This window comes from Roseateles aquatilis, assembly GCF_002205645.1.
Lineage (GTDB): Bacteria > Pseudomonadota > Gammaproteobacteria > Burkholderiales > Burkholderiaceae_C > Roseateles > Roseateles aquatilis.
The window spans coordinates 117,861-132,006 of the sequence record NZ_NIOF01000005.1; the positions used below are offsets into that span (position 1 = coordinate 117,861).

Sequence of the window (14,146 nt, forward strand, 5' to 3'; positions counted from 1 at the left end):
ACGCGCCCAGCTCAGCCCTTGGATGGCGGGACCTCTTCGAGCAGGTAGCCCAGCCCGCGCACCGTGCGCAGTTGCAGGCCCGCCGGCTCGATCTTGGCGCGCAGGCGCGAGACGCAGACCTCGATGGCGTTGTCGCTGACACCCTGCTCCCAGCCGTTGCTGGCCGAGGCGATCTGCTCCTTGGCGACGACCTTGCCGGCGCGCGCCAGCAGGAAACCCAGCACGTCCCACTCGCGGGCGGACAGGGCCAGCGGCTCCTCGCCCACGTAGGCGCGGCGCGCCTCCAGGTCCATGCGCAACGCGGCCAGCTGCAGGTCGTTGCCCGTGCGCGCCTGGCTGCGACGCACCAGCGCCCGGGCCCGGGCGATCAGCTCGCTCAGCGCGAAGGGCTTGACCAGGTAGTCGTCGGCGCCGCCTTCCAGGCCGCGGACGCGATCCTCGACGGCGTCACGAGCCGTCAGCAGCAGCACCGGCACCTGGCTGCCCTGCGCGCGGACGCGGCGCAGGGTCTCGAAACCGTCGATGCCGGCCAGGCCGATATCCAGGATCAGCAAGTCGTATCGATCCTCGCGCAGCGACAGCGGCACCGGCTCGCCACGGGCGCTGACGTCCACGACCCAGGACTGCGACCGCAGCGCCCGGGCGGTGGATTCCGCCAGGAATTCATCGTCTTCGACCAACAGGATTCGCATGGGATCGGAGCATAAGCCTTGAGCCTTTCGGCGGCCAATCGGCGTCCTTTCAGAAACCTGAGCGCAACGGCGCCGACAGGTTTCCGACAGCTTCGCGTCAAGTCCGCAACAGCGACCTTGGACAGACTGCCGGACATGCCGAATTCAACGCCCATTTCGCTGCCCACCCTCGGGTCAACCCTAGAGTCCGCCTCCGAGGCGGCGCTCGACCCCCGTCCCGCGGTGCTGCTGCTGCACGGTCTGTGCGCCAACCCGCTGGAGATGATGCCGCTGGCGCGCTCGCTGCGCGGCGCCGGCTATGTGGTGGAGGCGCCCGCGCTGGACGGCTACGGCGTGGCCGCGGCCGACGGCGTGCGCCGCGTCCCGGTGCCGCGATTCGAGGAATGGGTCGAGATGGCCGCCGCGCATTTCGACGCGCTGGCCGCCCGTCACCGGTGCGTGGCCATCGGCGGCCTGTCGATGGGCGCGGTGCTGACGCTGGCCCTGGCGCTGGAGCGCCCGGCCGCCGCGCTGATGCTGCTGTCCACCAGCCTGCACTTCGACGGCTGGAACGTGTCGCCGTGGCGCCGCATGCTGCCGCTGGCCTTTGTGCCGCCGCTGCGCCAGTGGCTGAGCTTCCGCGAGACCCCGCCCTACGGCATCAAGAACGAACGGCTGCGCGAGTGGGTCGCGCAGGCGATGAACTCCAGCCACGTCTCCGCCGCCGGCGCCGACCGGCTGCCGGCGGCCTCGCTGCACCAGGCCTCGCGCCTGATCCGCCACGTGCGGTCCCGCCTGCATGAAGTGGACGCGCCCGCCGTCGTGCTGCACGCCAGCGAGGACGACGTCAGCGGCCCGCGCTCGGTGCTGGAGCTGCAACGCCGCCTGGCCACGACACCCGAGGTGCACTGGTTCCACCACAGCTATCACATGCTGACGCTGGACAACGAACGTGGCGCGGTCACCCAGGCCGCTCGCCAATTCCTGCTTCGCCAAGTACCCGTCGCGGACTTGGCCGAATCTTCTCCCTTCCTGACCGCGACCGAGGATCTTCGCCATGAGCAACACGCTTGAACAACTGCGCGGTCTTGCCTGCCACGAGCTGGGCATGACCGACGATGAACTGCAGAACGACGTCGCCTTCGCCGAACTGGGACTGGATTCGCTGATGCTGGTGGACTTCATGTTCGCCGTCGAGGACCGCTTCCACATCGAGATCGATCACGACACCGCGATGAAGCACCCGACGATCGCCGGCCTGGCCGCGATCGTGGACGCGCAGCTCGCCGCCAAGGCCGAAGCCGCCGGCACGGCGGACACCGCGGCGGTCGCCGCCTGAAGGAACGACGCCCGATGAGCGCGGAAGCCAGATCGTCAGCGGGATCGGACGCCATATGGATCACCGGCATCGGCGCCTGCAGCGCGCTCGGCCCGGACGCGGAGTCACTCGCGGACGCGCTGGCGCAGGGGCGCTCGGGGATCACGTTGCAGCCGGGCGATCCGTCCCGGGGGCTGGCGCCGTTCGCGGCGGCGGTCGTGTCGGAGCCCTTGGGGCAGGACATGCCGCCGGCGCAGCGCAACCTGCACGACCGTCACAGCCTGATGGCCCTGCACGCCGCCCGCGAGGCGTGGACGCAGGCCGGCCTGCCGGAGAAGACCGCGGCGCCGGAGCGCTCGGCCGTCGCCTGGGGCACGGGGCTGGGGGGATCGAACTCGCTGCAGCAGTCGTACGCGGAACACCTGACGAAGGAGTCGCCCCGGATCCATCCGTACACGGTGGTGCGGGTGATGAGCAACTCGGCCGCGTCTCACCTGGCGATGAAGTACGGCTTGAAGGCCGCGATGCTGACGATCTCGAACGCGTGCGCCTCCTCGGCGCAGGCGATCGGCGAGGCGCTGATGCTGCTGCGCCAGGGCCGCGCGGACGTGGCGCTGGTGGGCGGCTCGGAGGCGATGCTGAATCCGGGCTCGGTGGCCGCGTGGCAGGCGATGGGCGTGATGGCCCCGCCGGACGCGGACGACCCGTCGCGCAGTTGCCGGCCCTTCGACGACGCGCGCAAGGGCCTGGTGCTGGGCGAGGGCGCGGCGGCGCTGGTGCTGGAGACGGCGTCCCACGCCCGCGCACGCGGCGCCTCGGCGCTTGCCGTGCTGGCCGGCTACGGACATAGCGTCGACGCGGTGCACCTGTCGCGCCCCGACGCGGACGGCCAGGAGCGCGCCCTGCGCGCCGCGCTGGCCGACGCCGACATCGAACCGTCGCAGGTCGGCTACGTGAACGCGCACGGCACGGCCACGGATGTCGGCGACACGGTCGAGGCCGAATCGCTGGCGCGCGTCTTCGGTCGCCGAGGCGTGCCGGTCAGCGCGACCAAGGCACTGCACGGCCACCTGATCGGCGCCGGTGGCGCGCTGGAGCTGGTCGCCTGCGTCCAGGCCCTGCGCCGCGGTCAGTTGCCGCCCAGCGCCAACGTGCGCGGCAGCGTGCTGGAGGACATCGCCGACGTGATCCGCGAGCCACGCGCCTTCGACACATCGAAGGCGATCGTCAGCAACTCGTTCGCGTTCGGTGGGAGCAACGTATCCCTCGTCATCAAGTCACCGTATTGACTTCCTAGAGTCGGGATTCAAGGAGGCGGAGCACTCTTGTGCCATCACTGACTGGTAGCGTATAAACTACAGTCATGTGGTGCTCCGCATCATCCGCTCATCCTCGTTCATGCAATGGTGGTCGCGTCTACGCGATCAACGAGCACGCGCGCTGATCACCTCACGAATTGATCGCATGGCCTTCGGTCATTTCGGCGACATGAAGGCCGTCGGCGAGGGTATCAGCGAGCTGCGGATCCACTACGGGCCGGGTTACCGCGTCTACTTCCAACGGCGCGGCGACTCGCTCGTCGTCCTGCTCTGTGCAGGCGACAAAGGCACGCAATCTGCGGACATCAGGAACGCAGCGCGACTGGCACAACAGTGGAGCTCTCAAGATGGCTGACAAGTTCTCTACCTTCGATCCTGCCGAGATGCTCTCGTCAGAAGAAGAGATCGCGATCTACCTGGACGAAGCCCTCAAGACCAACGATGCCGCCTATGTTGCTCATGCGCTGGGCGTTGTCGCTCGCGCCAAAGGCATGAAGGTGGTGGCTGAGCAGACCGGGCTTTCACGAGAACATCTCTATAGGTCCTGCAGTGCAAGCGGGAACCCGACGCTGAAGACGCTTCTCGCGGTTCTGAATGCCGTCGGTATCGAACTGACAACACGGCCGGTAACGGCTCACTGATCCTCCTTCTCCCCCTTCAACTCGAACCGCTCCAGCAGCGTCGCCAGTTCCGCCGCCGAGCGCAGGCCGAGCTTGGTGAACGCGCGCGCGCGATGGACTTCCACCGTGCGGATCGCGATGCCCAGTTCATCGGCGACTTGCTTGTTCAGCTTGCCGGCCGCCACCAGCAACGCGACCTCGCGCTCGCGGTCGGTGAGGCTCGCCACGCGGCCCGCCGCGTCGGCGTGGGCACGGGCCTCGCGCTGGCGGTGCACGTCCATCGCCAGCGCGCGCTGCACCTTGTTCACCAGCGCCTGATCGTTGAACGGCTTCTCGACGAAGTCCACCGCGCCCTTCTGCATCGCGTCGACGGCCATCGGGATGTCCCCGTGGCCGCTCAGGAAGATCACCGGCATCGGCACGCCGCGGGCGATCAGTTCGTCGTGTACCTGCAGCCCGGACAGCGGCTCCATGCGCACGTCCAGCACGATGCAGCCGTGCGGCTCAATCGTCGCGTCCAGCGCGTCGAAGAGCTCGGGCCCGCTGGCGTGCGCCTCCACGCGCAGCCCGTGCGAGCGCATCAGGAAGGCCAGCGCGTCCCGCACCGCCGCCTCGTCGTCCACCAGGTGGACCGTCGCTTGTGGGTCGCTCATCGCGCACGCTCCTTGTTTTCCGTGAGGCGAAGGCCGTCGCCGGGGACGTCGCTTTCGCAGTTCCGCTGACCCGCCGCGCACAGCGGCAGCGTGAAGCTCATCCGCGCGCCGCCGAGCGCGCCCACCCCGGCCTCCATGCCGCCATGGTGTGCCTCGATCACCGACCGGCAGATCGCCAGCCCCATGCCCATGCCGTCGGACTTGGTCGAATAGAACGCGGTCGTCAGCTGATCGATGCCACGCCCCTGCAGCCCCGGCCCGTTGTCGTCCACATCGACCCGCACGAAGCGCTCGCCCACGCGCAGCGCCGCGATGCGCAGCTGCGAATCGGGCCGATGCTGCAGCTCGTCGAGCGCGTTGCGGATCAGGTTGATCAGCACCTGCTCGATCAGCACCGCGTCGGCCTGCACCTCGGGCAGGTCCGGCGGCATCGTCACCTCGACCCGCACGCCGCGCAGGTCGCGCTTGAGCAGCGCCAGCACCCGCGCCACCAGGTCCGGCACCGCGCATCGCTCGGGCTGCGGCGCGCGGCGCGTCAGGAAGGCGCGGATGCGCTGCACGATGCGGCCCGCCTCCATCGCCTGCTCGCCGAGGCGGCGCAGCGCTTCCATCACGATCTCGTCGGCCTGCCCGGCGCGCTCCAGCGAGCGGATCGCCCCCGCGTTGTAGCCGGCGATCGCCGCCAGCGGCTGGTTCAGCTGATGCGCCAGCGCCGACGCCACCTCGCCCAGCGTGCTCAGCCGGGCCTGGTGCGCGAGCGCCTCGGTGCGGCGGCGTTCGCGCTCCTCGTCCAGCTTGCGCGCGCTGATGTCGACGATCGAGCCCATCCAGCCGATCTGCTGCCCCTGCGAGTCGACCAGCGGCGCCTCGAAGATCATGACGTCCAGCACGTGCCCGTCGCGATGCATCCAGCGCGCCTCGTAGCCTTCGCGCGGCGCGCCCCCGGCCATGTTGCGGCGGTGGCGGCGCAGGCTGTCTTCCATCTCGTCGGGCAGCCAGTAGGGCATCGGCGGCAACTGGCCCAGCAGCTCCTCCGCGCCGTAGCCGACGAGGTCGCAGAAGGCCCGGTTCACATGCGTCAGGCGCCCGTCCAGGTCGCGCCCGCGCAGACCCACGGTCAACGAATCCTCGACCGCGCGGCGCCAGGCCGCCTCGGTGCGCGCCTCGCCTTCGGCGCGCCGCACCTCGCGCATCTGCCGCCGCAGCATGCCGCTGGCCAGCGCCGACAGCAGGATGAACACGCCCATCAGCGCCGCCGCCAGCGTGTGCCACCAGGGCCGGTGGCGATTCCGGGTGTTGAGCTCCAGCCAGGTCTCGCGCATCGCTGGATCGACGCTGACGCGATAGCTCTGCGTGCCGGGCAACGCCAACGCGTCGCCGGTCTGCGCCAGGCGCTGGCCGAGCGCGTCGACCAGGCGCACGTCGTACTTCTGCGCCAGCCACCACGGCAGCGTCTGCCGCAGCAAGGCGCTCGGCGCGAAGCGCACCACCAGCCGGCCGCCCTGCGGCCGCGCGGAGCTCCAGTGCGCGGTCACGCCGCCCTCGTCCAGGCTCACGCCGGTGCGCTCCTTGGGCGGCGCCATCGCCTGCGGCGTCTGCTGCGGCACATGCGCCAGCACGCGGTTGTTGTCGTCCAGCACGGTCACGCTGACCCACAGGCGGCGCAGCCCCTCGGTCACGGCGACCTGGCGCAGCAGCGCGTTGTCGTCGACCTGCCCCGGCAGTTGCCGGGCCAGCCGATCGACCGCGGCATGCTCGGCGTTGAGCCAATCGGAGATGCGCGCTTCCAGCGTCAGCGAGTCGGCGATCAGCGTCAGCCGCTCCTCCTCCAGGTCCTGCAGATCGCTGTAGCGCAGCCAGCCGCCGACCGACGCGGCGAAGGCCAGCGCCAGCAGCAGCGGCAGCGACCAGCTGGCGCGGCGCAAGGATTGAAGGAGACGGCGAGGCACGGCCATGCCGGCAGTCTAGGCGCTGGGCCGAGCACGCGGCCAGGCGCCGGCATTTCGTTTTTCCCCAATGTGGCAATCCACAACTGGTTGCCGGCAGGCCGCGTTTCCACAATCGCGCCCAGACCTTCCCACCCGTCCCGGGACCGTCAAGAACACATCAGGAGACCGTCATGTCCGTCCGCCCCTCCGGCCTTGTCCCCCGCCGCCTGCTTCTTTCCGCCGCGCTCGCCGTGGCCGGACTGGGCCTGACCGGCGCCGCCTTCGCGCAGGCGCCGATCGTCATCAAGCTCAGCCACGTCGTCGCCCCCGACACCCCCAAGGGCAAGGGCGCGCAGCGCTTCAAGGAGCTGGCCGAGGAGCGCAGCAAGGGCCGCCTGAAGGTCGAGGTCTACCCCAACAGCCAGCTCTACAAGGACAAGGAGGAGCTGGAGGCGCTGCAGCTGGGCTCGGTCCAGATGCTGGCTCCGTCGCTGGCCAAGTTCGGCCCGCTGGGCGTGAAGGAGTTCGAGGTCTTCGACCTGCCCTTCCTGTTCAAGGACGACGCCGCCTTCCGCAACACCACCGGCACGCTGGGGCTGGAGCTGTTCAAGAAGCTGGAGCCCAAGGGCATCAAGGGCCTGGCCTTCTGGGACAACGGCTTCCACATCATGAGCGCCAACAAGCCGCTGCACCACGTGGCGGACTTCAAGGGCCTGAAGATGCGCATCCAGAGCTCCAAGGTGCTGGACGCGCAGATGCGCGCGCTGGGCGCGATCCCGCAGGTGATGGCGTTCTCCGAGCTGTACCAGGCGCTGCAGTCGGGCGTCGTCGACGGCACCGAGGGCGTGCCGTCCAACTTCTACACCCAGAAGACCTACGAGGTGCAGAAGCACACGACGGTCAGCAACCACGGCCACCTGGCCTACGCGCTGATCATCAACAAGAAGTTCTACGACGGTCTGCCGGCCGACCTCAAGGCCGTGGTGGACAGCAGCGTCAAGGACGCCACCGTCTACGCCAACGCCATCGCCGCGACCGAGAACACGCAGGCCATGGAGAAGATCAAGGCCAGCGGCAAGACCACCGTCTACACGCTGACCCCGGCCGAGGTGAACGAGTGGAAGCTGGCCCTGATGCCGGTCCACAAGGAGATGGAAAGCCGCGTCGGCAAGGCGACGGTCGAGGCCGCCTACAAGGCCGCCGGCTTCGTCCCGCCGACCAAGTAAGCGCCCCGCGCGCCCCTCCCCCGAGTCCTGATCCGCCGCCGGCCCGCCCGGTGGCGATTCCATGCCGCGCCGTCTTCCGGCGGTGCGGCATTTTCTTTGTCCGAAGGAGACCGCCATGTCGCTGAGATGGCTGGATCGATTGGAGGAAGGCCTGATCGGCTTCCTCATGGGCACCGCCACGCTGGTGATCGCGCTGGCGGTGCTGCACCGCTTCCTGGCCGGCGTGCCGGGGCTGCAGGACTACGTCATCCGCATCGACGTCAGTTGGGCGCAGGAGCTGTGCATCTACATGTTCGTGTGGATGGCCAAGTTCGGCGCGGCCTACGGCGTGCGCGCCGGCACCCACGTGGGCGTGGACGTGCTGGTGCGCAAGCTGCCGCCCGAGAAGGCGAAGTACCTGGTGATCTTCAGCCTGCTCGCGGGCGCGCTGTTCACCGCCACCGTCGGCACACTGGGCGCCACCTTCGTCTGGGAGAACGGCGCGCACTACGCCTTCACCCACGCGCTGGGCATCGACAACCCCGATCTCTACGAGGGTCCCACCTCGCCGGACCTGGAGATCCCGACCTGGATCGCCTACTCCTGCGTGCCGCTGGGCTCGTACCTGATGTGCTTCCGTTTCCTGCAGGTGTGCTGGCACTTCATCCGCACCGGCGAGGCGCCGCACGCGGACCACGGCCATGTCGAGGGCATCGAGGACGACGTCGCCGCCGTGGCCTCGGCCAAGACCGCCGAGGAAGCCGCCAAGACCGCCCGTGACCCGTCCAACGGAGGCCGCGCATGAACACGCTGATCATCTTCTCGCTGCTGGTGGTGCTGATGCTCACCGGCATGCCGATCTCGATCTCGCTGGGCCTGACGGTCCTGACCTACCTCTTCACGATGACGAACGTGCCGATCGAATCGGTCGCGCTCAAGCTGTTCACCGGCATCGAGAAGTTCGAGATCATGGCCGTGCCGTTCTTCATCCTGGCCGGCAACTTCCTCACGCACGGGGGGGTGGCCAGACGGATCATCCACTTCGCCACGACCATGATCGGCCATTGGTACGGCGGCCTGGGCCTGGCGGGCGTGCTGGCCTGCGCGATGTTCGCGGCGATCTCGGGCTCGTCGGTGGCGACGGTGGTCGCGGTCGGCTCGATCATCCTGCCTGCGATGACCAAGCAGGGCTACCCGAAGGAATTCGGCGCCGGGGTGATCACGACGTCGGGGGCGCTGGGCATCCTGTTCCCGCCGTCGATCAACCTGGTGATGTTCTCGATCGCGACGGCCGGCATGTCGGCCACCGGGCCGCACGGCGAGGTGGTGGGCACCGCCTCCGTCGGCCAGCTGTTCATGGCCGGCGTGGTGCCGGGCGTGTGCCTGTCGGTGTTGCTGGGCCTGACGACCTGGCATCGCGCCAAGAAGCGCAACTACCCGCGCATGGAACGCGCCACCTGGGGCGAGCGCTTCAAGGCCTTCCGCGAAAGCTTCTGGGGCCTGATGCTGATCGTCGTCGTGATCGGCGGCATCTACAGCGGCAAGTTCACGCCGACCGAGGCCGCCGCGGTGGCCGCCGTGTACGCCTTCGTGATCGCCGTCTTCGTCTACAAGGACATGCGGCTGCGCGACGTGCCCAAGGTGCTGCTGAAGGCGGCGGCGATGAGCTCGATGCTGCTGTACATCATCACCAACGCGGTGCTGTTCAGCTTCCTGATGGCGTCCGAGCAGATCCCGCAGACGATGGCCGCGTGGATGACGTCGCAGGGCTTCGGCGTGGTGGTCTTCCTGCTGCTGGTCAACCTGATCCTGCTGGGCGCGGGCAACTTCATGGACCCGTCCGCGATCGTGCTGATCATGGCGCCCATCCTGTACCCGGTCGCCGCCAAGCTGGGCGTGGACCCGGTGCACCTGGGCATCCTGATGGCCGTGAACATGGAGGTGGGCCTGTGCCATCCGCCGGTGGGGCTGAACCTGTACGTCGCCTCGGGGATCACGAAGATGGGGATCACCGAGCTGACCGTGGCCGTCTGGCCGTGGCTGTTGACGATGCTCGGCTTCCTGTTGGTGGTGACCTACTGGCCGGGCCTGTCGCTGGCCTTGCCCCGGGCGCTGGGACTGGTGGTCTGACGCCGCGCCCGCGCTGACGACGAAAGCCCCGAGCGCGCGAGCGCCGGGGCTTTTTGCCATGTGGGCCGACTTGCGACCGCGGGGCAATAATCACCGGACCCCTTCCACGGAGACCCATCCGATGCCGAGGATCGCGCCGTCGTCCCTGCTGGCCCTGCTGGTCGCCCCGTTGCTGCTGAGCGCCTGCGGCGACGACCCGCCGGACGCCTGGTCCGGCTACGCGGAAGGCGATCCCGTCTACGTGGCGGCGCCGGTCGCCGGCCGGTTGATGGAACTGCGCGTGCAGCGCGGGGACACGATCGTGGCGGGGGCGCCGCTGTTCAGCATCGATGTCGAGCTGACCCGCGCCGCCCGGGCCGAGGCCGATGCGCGCCTGGCCGCCGCGCGGGCCGAAGCCGCCGACAGCACCAAGGGCCACCGCCCCGACGAGATCGCCGTGGCTCGCGCCCAGCTGGCGCAGGCGCGCTCCCAGTCGGCGCTGGCGGACACCGAGCTGGCGCGGCAGCAGCAGTTGATCGGACAGGGGTTCATCTCCGCGTCGCAGCTCGACGATGCCCGCACCGCCGCCGCGGCGGCGCGGCAGCGGGTCCACGAACTCGAAGCGTCGCTGCGCGTGTCGGCGCTGCCGTCGCGCGTCGACGCGCAAGCGGCCGCGCGCGCGAACGCCGAGGCGGCCTCCGCGGCGCTCGACCAGCAGCGCTGGCTGGAATCGCAGACGCGCCAGACGGCGCCCGCCGCGGGCCTGGTCAACGACACGTTCTATCGCGTCGGCGAGTACGTCAACGCTGGCCAGCCGGTCGTGTCGCTGCTGCCGCCGTCGCAGCGCAAGGCGCGCTTCTACGTCCCGGAGCCGGCGCTCGGATCGCTGCGCCAGGGTCAGGCCGTGCGGCTGAGCTGCGACGGCTGCGGCGCGCCGATCGCGGCGCGCATCTCCTATATCTCGCCGCAGCCCGAGTACACGCCGCCGGTCATCTACTCCAACAGCCAGCGCAGCCGGCTGGTGTTTCTGGTGGAGGCGAGGCCCGACGCGGCCGATGCGTTGCGGCTCCATCCCGGGCAACCGCTGGAGGTGCGGCCCGATGGTGCCGCGCCGGCATCGGCCTCCGCCGCGTCGCGCTCATGAGCGCCGATGACCTCGCCGTCGACGTCCGCGGCCTGACCAAGCGCTACGGGCAGCGGACCGTCGTCGACCACGTCGACCTGCGCATCGGCCGTGGCCGCATCTGCGGCTTCCTGGGCCCCAACGGCAGCGGCAAGACGACGACGATCCGCATGCTCTGCGGCCTGCTGACGCCGGACGAGGGCGAAGGCACCTGCCTGGGTCTGGACATGCGCCGGCAGGCCGCCGAGATCAAGCGCCAGGTCGGCTACATGACGCAGCGCTTCGGGCTCTACGAGGACCTGTCGATCCGGCAGAACCTGGACTTCATCGCGCGGCTGTTCGAGCTGGACGACCGGCCGCGGCGCGTCGACGAGGCGCTGGAGCGGCTGGGCCTGAAGTCCCGCCAGGACCAGTTGGCCGGCGCGCTGTCGGGCGGCTGGAAGCAACGCCTGGCCCTGGCCGCCTGCCTGCTGCACGCCCCCCGGCTGCTGCTGCTCGACGAGCCGACGGCCGGCGTCGATCCGAAGGCGCGGCGCGACTTCTGGGACGAGATCCACCGCCTGGCCGCGGACGGCATCACGGTGCTGGTGTCGACCCATTACATGGACGAGGCCGAGCGCTGCCACGAGCTCGCCTACATCGCCTACGGCAAGCTCCTGGCGCGCGGCACGCAGCGGGAGATCATCGACCAGGCGGCCCTGACCGTCTGGGCGCTGCACGCCGACGATCCGCAACGCCTGACCGAGCTGTCCATCGCGCTGAACGGCGCACCCGGCGTGCTCAGCGTCGCGGCCTTCGGCAACAGCCTGCACGTGGCGGGGCAGGACGAGGCCGCGCTCGATCAGGCGATCGCGCGATGGAAGTCCGCGCCCGGCCTGCGCTGGGAACGCGCCGAGGCCAACCTGGAAGACGTCTTCATCAGCCTGATCAGCCAGAGCCCGGACAACTTCGACGACGCACCGAAGCGGCCGCCCGCGACGGGCTCGACCGGCACCTCCGGCTCCGGCTCCGGCTCCGGCTCCGGCTCCGGCTCAGGCTCAGGCTCCGGCTCGGGCTCAGGTCCCGGCGCCGCGCCAGGCAGGTCATCGGCGCCGTCGGCCCCCGCCTCGTCCGCCAGGTCCTCCTCCTCGGGGCCTCCGCCATGACCGGTCGCCGCTTCAGCCTGGCTCGTGTGCTGGCGATCTTCATCAAGGAGGTGCAGCAGATGCTGCGCGACCGGCCGACCTTCGCGATGGCGGTGGGCGTGCCCATCCTGCAGTTGCTGCTCTTCGGCTACGCCATCAACACCGACCCGAAGGGCCTGCCCACCGCCGTCGTGACGCAGGACGGCGGGCCGATGGCGCGCAGCCTGGTCGCCGCGCTGGAGCAGAGCGGTTACTTCCGGATCCAGGCCCGGCCGGCGTCGGAGCGCGAAGGCGACGCGCTGGTCGAGGACGGCGAGGTGCAGTTCCTGATCGTGATCCCGCCGGACTTCAGTCGCCGCGTCGTGCGCGGCGAACAGCCCCCGGTGCTGGTGAGCGTCGACGCGACCGATCCCTCGGCATCGAGCAACGCGCTGGCGGCGCTGGCGCAGCTGGGCGCGCAGGCGCTGCGGCGCGACCTGGTCGGCCCGCTGATGCCGGCGGGCGCGGGCGGCGCGCTTTCGCCGTCGAATGCCTCCGCGGCATCGGGCGCGAGCGCGGGCATGCCCTTCGAATGGCGCATCCATCGTCGCTACAACCCCGAGGGCCTGTCCCGCTACAACATCGTGCCGGGCCTGATCGGCACCATCCTGACGATGACGATGGTGATGCTCACCGGCCTGGCGATGACGCGCGAGCGCGAGCGCGGCACGATGGAGAACCTGCTGGCCACGCCGGTGCGGCCGCTGGAGGTGATGGTGGGCAAGATCCTGCCTTACATCGTGCTCGGTTACGTGCAGCTGGGCGTGATCCTGCTGGCCGCCGCGCTGCTGTTCCAGATCCCGATGGCGGGCAGCTTCACGCTGCTGCTGGCGATGATCGGCGTGTTCATGCTGGCCAACCTGGCCGTCGGCTTCACCTTCTCCACGCTGGCGAAGAACCAGTTGCAGGCGCTGCAGGCGACGTTCTTCTTCTTCCTGCCGTCGATGCTGCTGTCCGGTTTCATGTTCCCGTTCCGCGGCATGCCGCGCTGGGCGCAGATGATCGGCGAGGCGTTGCCGCTGACGCATTTCCTGCGCATCGTGCGGGGCATCATGCTCAAGGGCAACGGCCTCCAGCAACTGGTGCCGGAGCTGTGGCCGATGCTGCTGTTCCTGCTGATCGCCGGAACCATCGCGCTGATGCGGTATCGGCAGACGCTGGACTGAGGCGCGCCCGGCCGGGGGCGCGGGAAAGTCCGGACCCGATCTTCAGCCGACCTTCAGCGCCGCTTCAGCGGTCCTTCAGTACCCGCGCGCATCTTGATTCGCAGTGCGCAGGAGTGGGAGGACCGCATGGAACATCATCGCCAGGACCGGCCCGCGCGGCCTCGTCGCCGCGCGGATCCTCGGTGGCCCCACGGCGGCGCGGCACTGCTGATGAGCCTGAGCCTGTCCTGCGCCACGGCGCAGTCGTCCTTGCCCGGCAGCGACGCGCCGGTGCGCGACGTGGCGGTCGCGGCACTCGGCTCGCAGGCGCCAGGCGCGATGCCGGCCAGCGTCGCTCCTGCGGCGGCCGCGCCCGCCGCGCCGCTCGATGCCGCCGGGAGCGCCGGCATCGGCACGATCGCCGGCCTGGGCGCGAACGAGCCCGCGTCGACACGCTCACCGCTGGCCTTGAAGGCCTCCGTCGCCGCGTTGCGGGCCCGGCTCCAGCCCTGGCGCGCGAGCGGCTCGACCGGTGCGTCGGAGGGTACCGCGCTGCGCACCGGCCCCAACATCCAGGTGATCGAGTTGCCGCGCGAGGGCGCGCCCATCGGCCCGCCACGCCGCGCGCATCATGCAGTCAGCGTCGGCATGGACGGGCCCAAGCAGATGCTGCGCGGCCTGGGTCTGGACGCCACCGACTGCGCGGCGCGCTTCCGCATGCCGTCGAAGCTCAATCGCAAGAGCGACGGCTCGACGTCGATCGACATCAGCGCCCAGTTGGGCATGGCGTGCAAGTTCTGAGTTCGAGGACGGCGACGGCACCGGCAACACCCCTGGCCTCCGCCGTTGCCGTCGTCATGCCGATCGTGGCGAGCGCCGCGTCGGCGCTCGC

The 14,146-nt window shown here is 70.0% G+C and carries 15 protein-coding genes; 12 read left to right on the forward strand and 3 right to left on the reverse strand.

Translation table 11 applies throughout. The features are described from left to right. Positions 1-11: 11 nt before the first annotated feature. The gene (locus tag CDN99_RS13115) at positions 12-692 is read right to left on the reverse strand and encodes a response regulator (RefSeq protein WP_088385323.1); all 681 of its coding nucleotides are present in this window, start codon (positions 690-692) and stop codon (positions 12-14) included. Positions 693-827: 135 nt separating this feature from the next. Here CDN99_RS13115 and CDN99_RS13120 point away from each other — a divergent pair, with 135 nt between their 5' ends. From CDN99_RS13120 to CDN99_RS13140, 5 genes are all read left to right on the forward strand, one after another. Then, positions 828-1,745 carry an alpha/beta hydrolase gene (locus CDN99_RS13120; protein ID WP_088385324.1) on the forward strand — a complete coding sequence of 306 codons (918 nt, stop codon included), beginning with the start codon at positions 828-830 and terminating at the stop codon, positions 1,743-1,745. Then, a complete protein-coding gene (locus tag CDN99_RS13125) occupies positions 1,729-2,010 on the forward strand; it encodes an acyl carrier protein (protein ID WP_088385325.1) in 282 nt (93 codons plus the stop codon). Before CDN99_RS13120 ends, CDN99_RS13125 begins: the two co-directional genes overlap by 17 nt. A gap of 14 nt (positions 2,011-2,024) precedes the next feature. Further along, positions 2,025-3,278, forward strand: a complete 1,254-nt coding sequence (locus tag CDN99_RS13130; RefSeq protein ID WP_088385326.1) for a beta-ketoacyl-[acyl-carrier-protein] synthase family protein — start codon at positions 2,025-2,027, stop codon at positions 3,276-3,278. A 79-nt stretch (positions 3,279-3,357) separates the two neighbouring features. Beyond that, positions 3,358-3,663, forward strand: coding sequence for a type II toxin-antitoxin system RelE/ParE family toxin (locus CDN99_RS13135; protein ID WP_088385538.1), 306 nt, complete (start codon positions 3,358-3,360; stop codon positions 3,661-3,663). After that, positions 3,656-3,949, forward strand: a complete 294-nt coding sequence (locus tag CDN99_RS13140; RefSeq protein WP_088385327.1) for an addiction module antidote protein — start codon at positions 3,656-3,658, stop codon at positions 3,947-3,949. The genes CDN99_RS13135 and CDN99_RS13140 overlap by 8 nt, the downstream gene beginning before the upstream one ends. Here the strand turns inward: CDN99_RS13140 and CDN99_RS13145 are convergent. Together CDN99_RS13145 and CDN99_RS13150 are read right to left on the reverse strand one after the other, a co-directional pair. After that, on the reverse strand, positions 3,943-4,581 hold the full coding sequence (locus CDN99_RS13145) for a response regulator transcription factor (protein WP_088385328.1): 639 nt from the start codon (positions 4,579-4,581) through the stop codon (positions 3,943-3,945). The genes CDN99_RS13140 and CDN99_RS13145 overlap by 7 nt on opposite strands. Further along, on the reverse strand, positions 4,578-6,536 hold the full coding sequence (locus tag CDN99_RS13150; protein WP_088385329.1) for a sensor histidine kinase: 1,959 nt from the start codon (positions 6,534-6,536) through the stop codon (positions 4,578-4,580). The genes CDN99_RS13145 and CDN99_RS13150 overlap by 4 nt, the downstream gene beginning before the upstream one ends. A 164-nt stretch (positions 6,537-6,700) precedes the next feature. Between CDN99_RS13150 and CDN99_RS13155 the strand changes: the two genes are divergently transcribed. The 7 genes from CDN99_RS13155 (at position 6,701) to CDN99_RS13185 (ending at position 14,055) form a co-directional block, all read left to right on the forward strand. Beyond that, a complete protein-coding gene (locus CDN99_RS13155) occupies positions 6,701-7,735 on the forward strand; it encodes a TRAP transporter substrate-binding protein (protein ID WP_088385330.1) in 1,035 nt (344 codons plus the stop codon). A gap of 121 nt (positions 7,736-7,856) precedes the next feature. Next, positions 7,857-8,519 (forward strand): TRAP transporter small permease, encoded by a 663-nt coding sequence (locus tag CDN99_RS13160; RefSeq protein WP_088385539.1) that lies wholly within the window; start codon positions 7,857-7,859, stop codon positions 8,517-8,519. Continuing rightward, on the forward strand, positions 8,516-9,844 hold the full coding sequence (locus tag CDN99_RS13165; protein WP_088385331.1) for a TRAP transporter large permease: 1,329 nt from the start codon (positions 8,516-8,518) through the stop codon (positions 9,842-9,844). The genes CDN99_RS13160 and CDN99_RS13165 overlap by 4 nt, the downstream gene beginning before the upstream one ends. A 121-nt stretch (positions 9,845-9,965) precedes the next feature. Further along, positions 9,966-10,967 carry an HlyD family secretion protein gene (locus CDN99_RS13170; protein WP_088385332.1) on the forward strand — a complete coding sequence of 334 codons (1,002 nt, stop codon included), beginning with the start codon at positions 9,966-9,968 and terminating at the stop codon, positions 10,965-10,967. After that, on the forward strand, positions 10,964-12,091 hold the full coding sequence (locus CDN99_RS13175) for an ABC transporter ATP-binding protein (protein ID WP_088385333.1): 1,128 nt from the start codon (positions 10,964-10,966) through the stop codon (positions 12,089-12,091). The genes CDN99_RS13170 and CDN99_RS13175 overlap by 4 nt, the downstream gene beginning before the upstream one ends. Further along, positions 12,088-13,275 carry an ABC transporter permease gene (locus CDN99_RS13180; RefSeq protein ID WP_088385334.1) on the forward strand — a complete coding sequence of 396 codons (1,188 nt, stop codon included), beginning with the start codon at positions 12,088-12,090 and terminating at the stop codon, positions 13,273-13,275. Before CDN99_RS13175 ends, CDN99_RS13180 begins: the two co-directional genes overlap by 4 nt. 126 nt (positions 13,276-13,401) lie before the next feature. Continuing rightward, positions 13,402-14,055 carry a hypothetical protein gene (locus CDN99_RS13185; RefSeq protein WP_088385335.1) on the forward strand — a complete coding sequence of 218 codons (654 nt, stop codon included), beginning with the start codon at positions 13,402-13,404 and terminating at the stop codon, positions 14,053-14,055. The last annotated feature ends 91 nt before the right edge of the window (positions 14,056-14,146 follow it).

Coding starts and splice junctions, on each gene's coding strand:
- CDN99_RS13115 (WP_088385323.1), bottom strand. CDS start 692: ATGCGAATCCTGTTGGTCGAAGACGATGAATTCCTGGCGGAATCCACC.
- CDN99_RS13120 (WP_088385324.1), top strand. CDS start 828: ATGCCGAATTCAACGCCCATTTCGCTGCCCACCCTCGGGTCAACCCTA.
- CDN99_RS13125 (WP_088385325.1), top strand. CDS start 1,729: ATGAGCAACACGCTTGAACAACTGCGCGGTCTTGCCTGCCACGAGCTG.
- CDN99_RS13130 (WP_088385326.1), top strand. CDS start 2,025: ATGAGCGCGGAAGCCAGATCGTCAGCGGGATCGGACGCCATATGGATC.
- CDN99_RS13140 (WP_088385327.1), top strand. CDS start 3,656: ATGGCTGACAAGTTCTCTACCTTCGATCCTGCCGAGATGCTCTCGTCA.
- CDN99_RS13145 (WP_088385328.1), bottom strand. CDS start 4,581: ATGAGCGACCCACAAGCGACGGTCCACCTGGTGGACGACGAGGCGGCG.
- CDN99_RS13150 (WP_088385329.1), bottom strand. CDS start 6,536: ATGGCCGTGCCTCGCCGTCTCCTTCAATCCTTGCGCCGCGCCAGCTGG.
- CDN99_RS13155 (WP_088385330.1), top strand. CDS start 6,701: ATGTCCGTCCGCCCCTCCGGCCTTGTCCCCCGCCGCCTGCTTCTTTCC.
- CDN99_RS13165 (WP_088385331.1), top strand. CDS start 8,516: ATGAACACGCTGATCATCTTCTCGCTGCTGGTGGTGCTGATGCTCACC.
- CDN99_RS13170 (WP_088385332.1), top strand. CDS start 9,966: ATGCCGAGGATCGCGCCGTCGTCCCTGCTGGCCCTGCTGGTCGCCCCG.
- CDN99_RS13175 (WP_088385333.1), top strand. CDS start 10,964: ATGAGCGCCGATGACCTCGCCGTCGACGTCCGCGGCCTGACCAAGCGC.
- CDN99_RS13180 (WP_088385334.1), top strand. CDS start 12,088: ATGACCGGTCGCCGCTTCAGCCTGGCTCGTGTGCTGGCGATCTTCATC.
- CDN99_RS13185 (WP_088385335.1), top strand. CDS start 13,402: ATGGAACATCATCGCCAGGACCGGCCCGCGCGGCCTCGTCGCCGCGCG.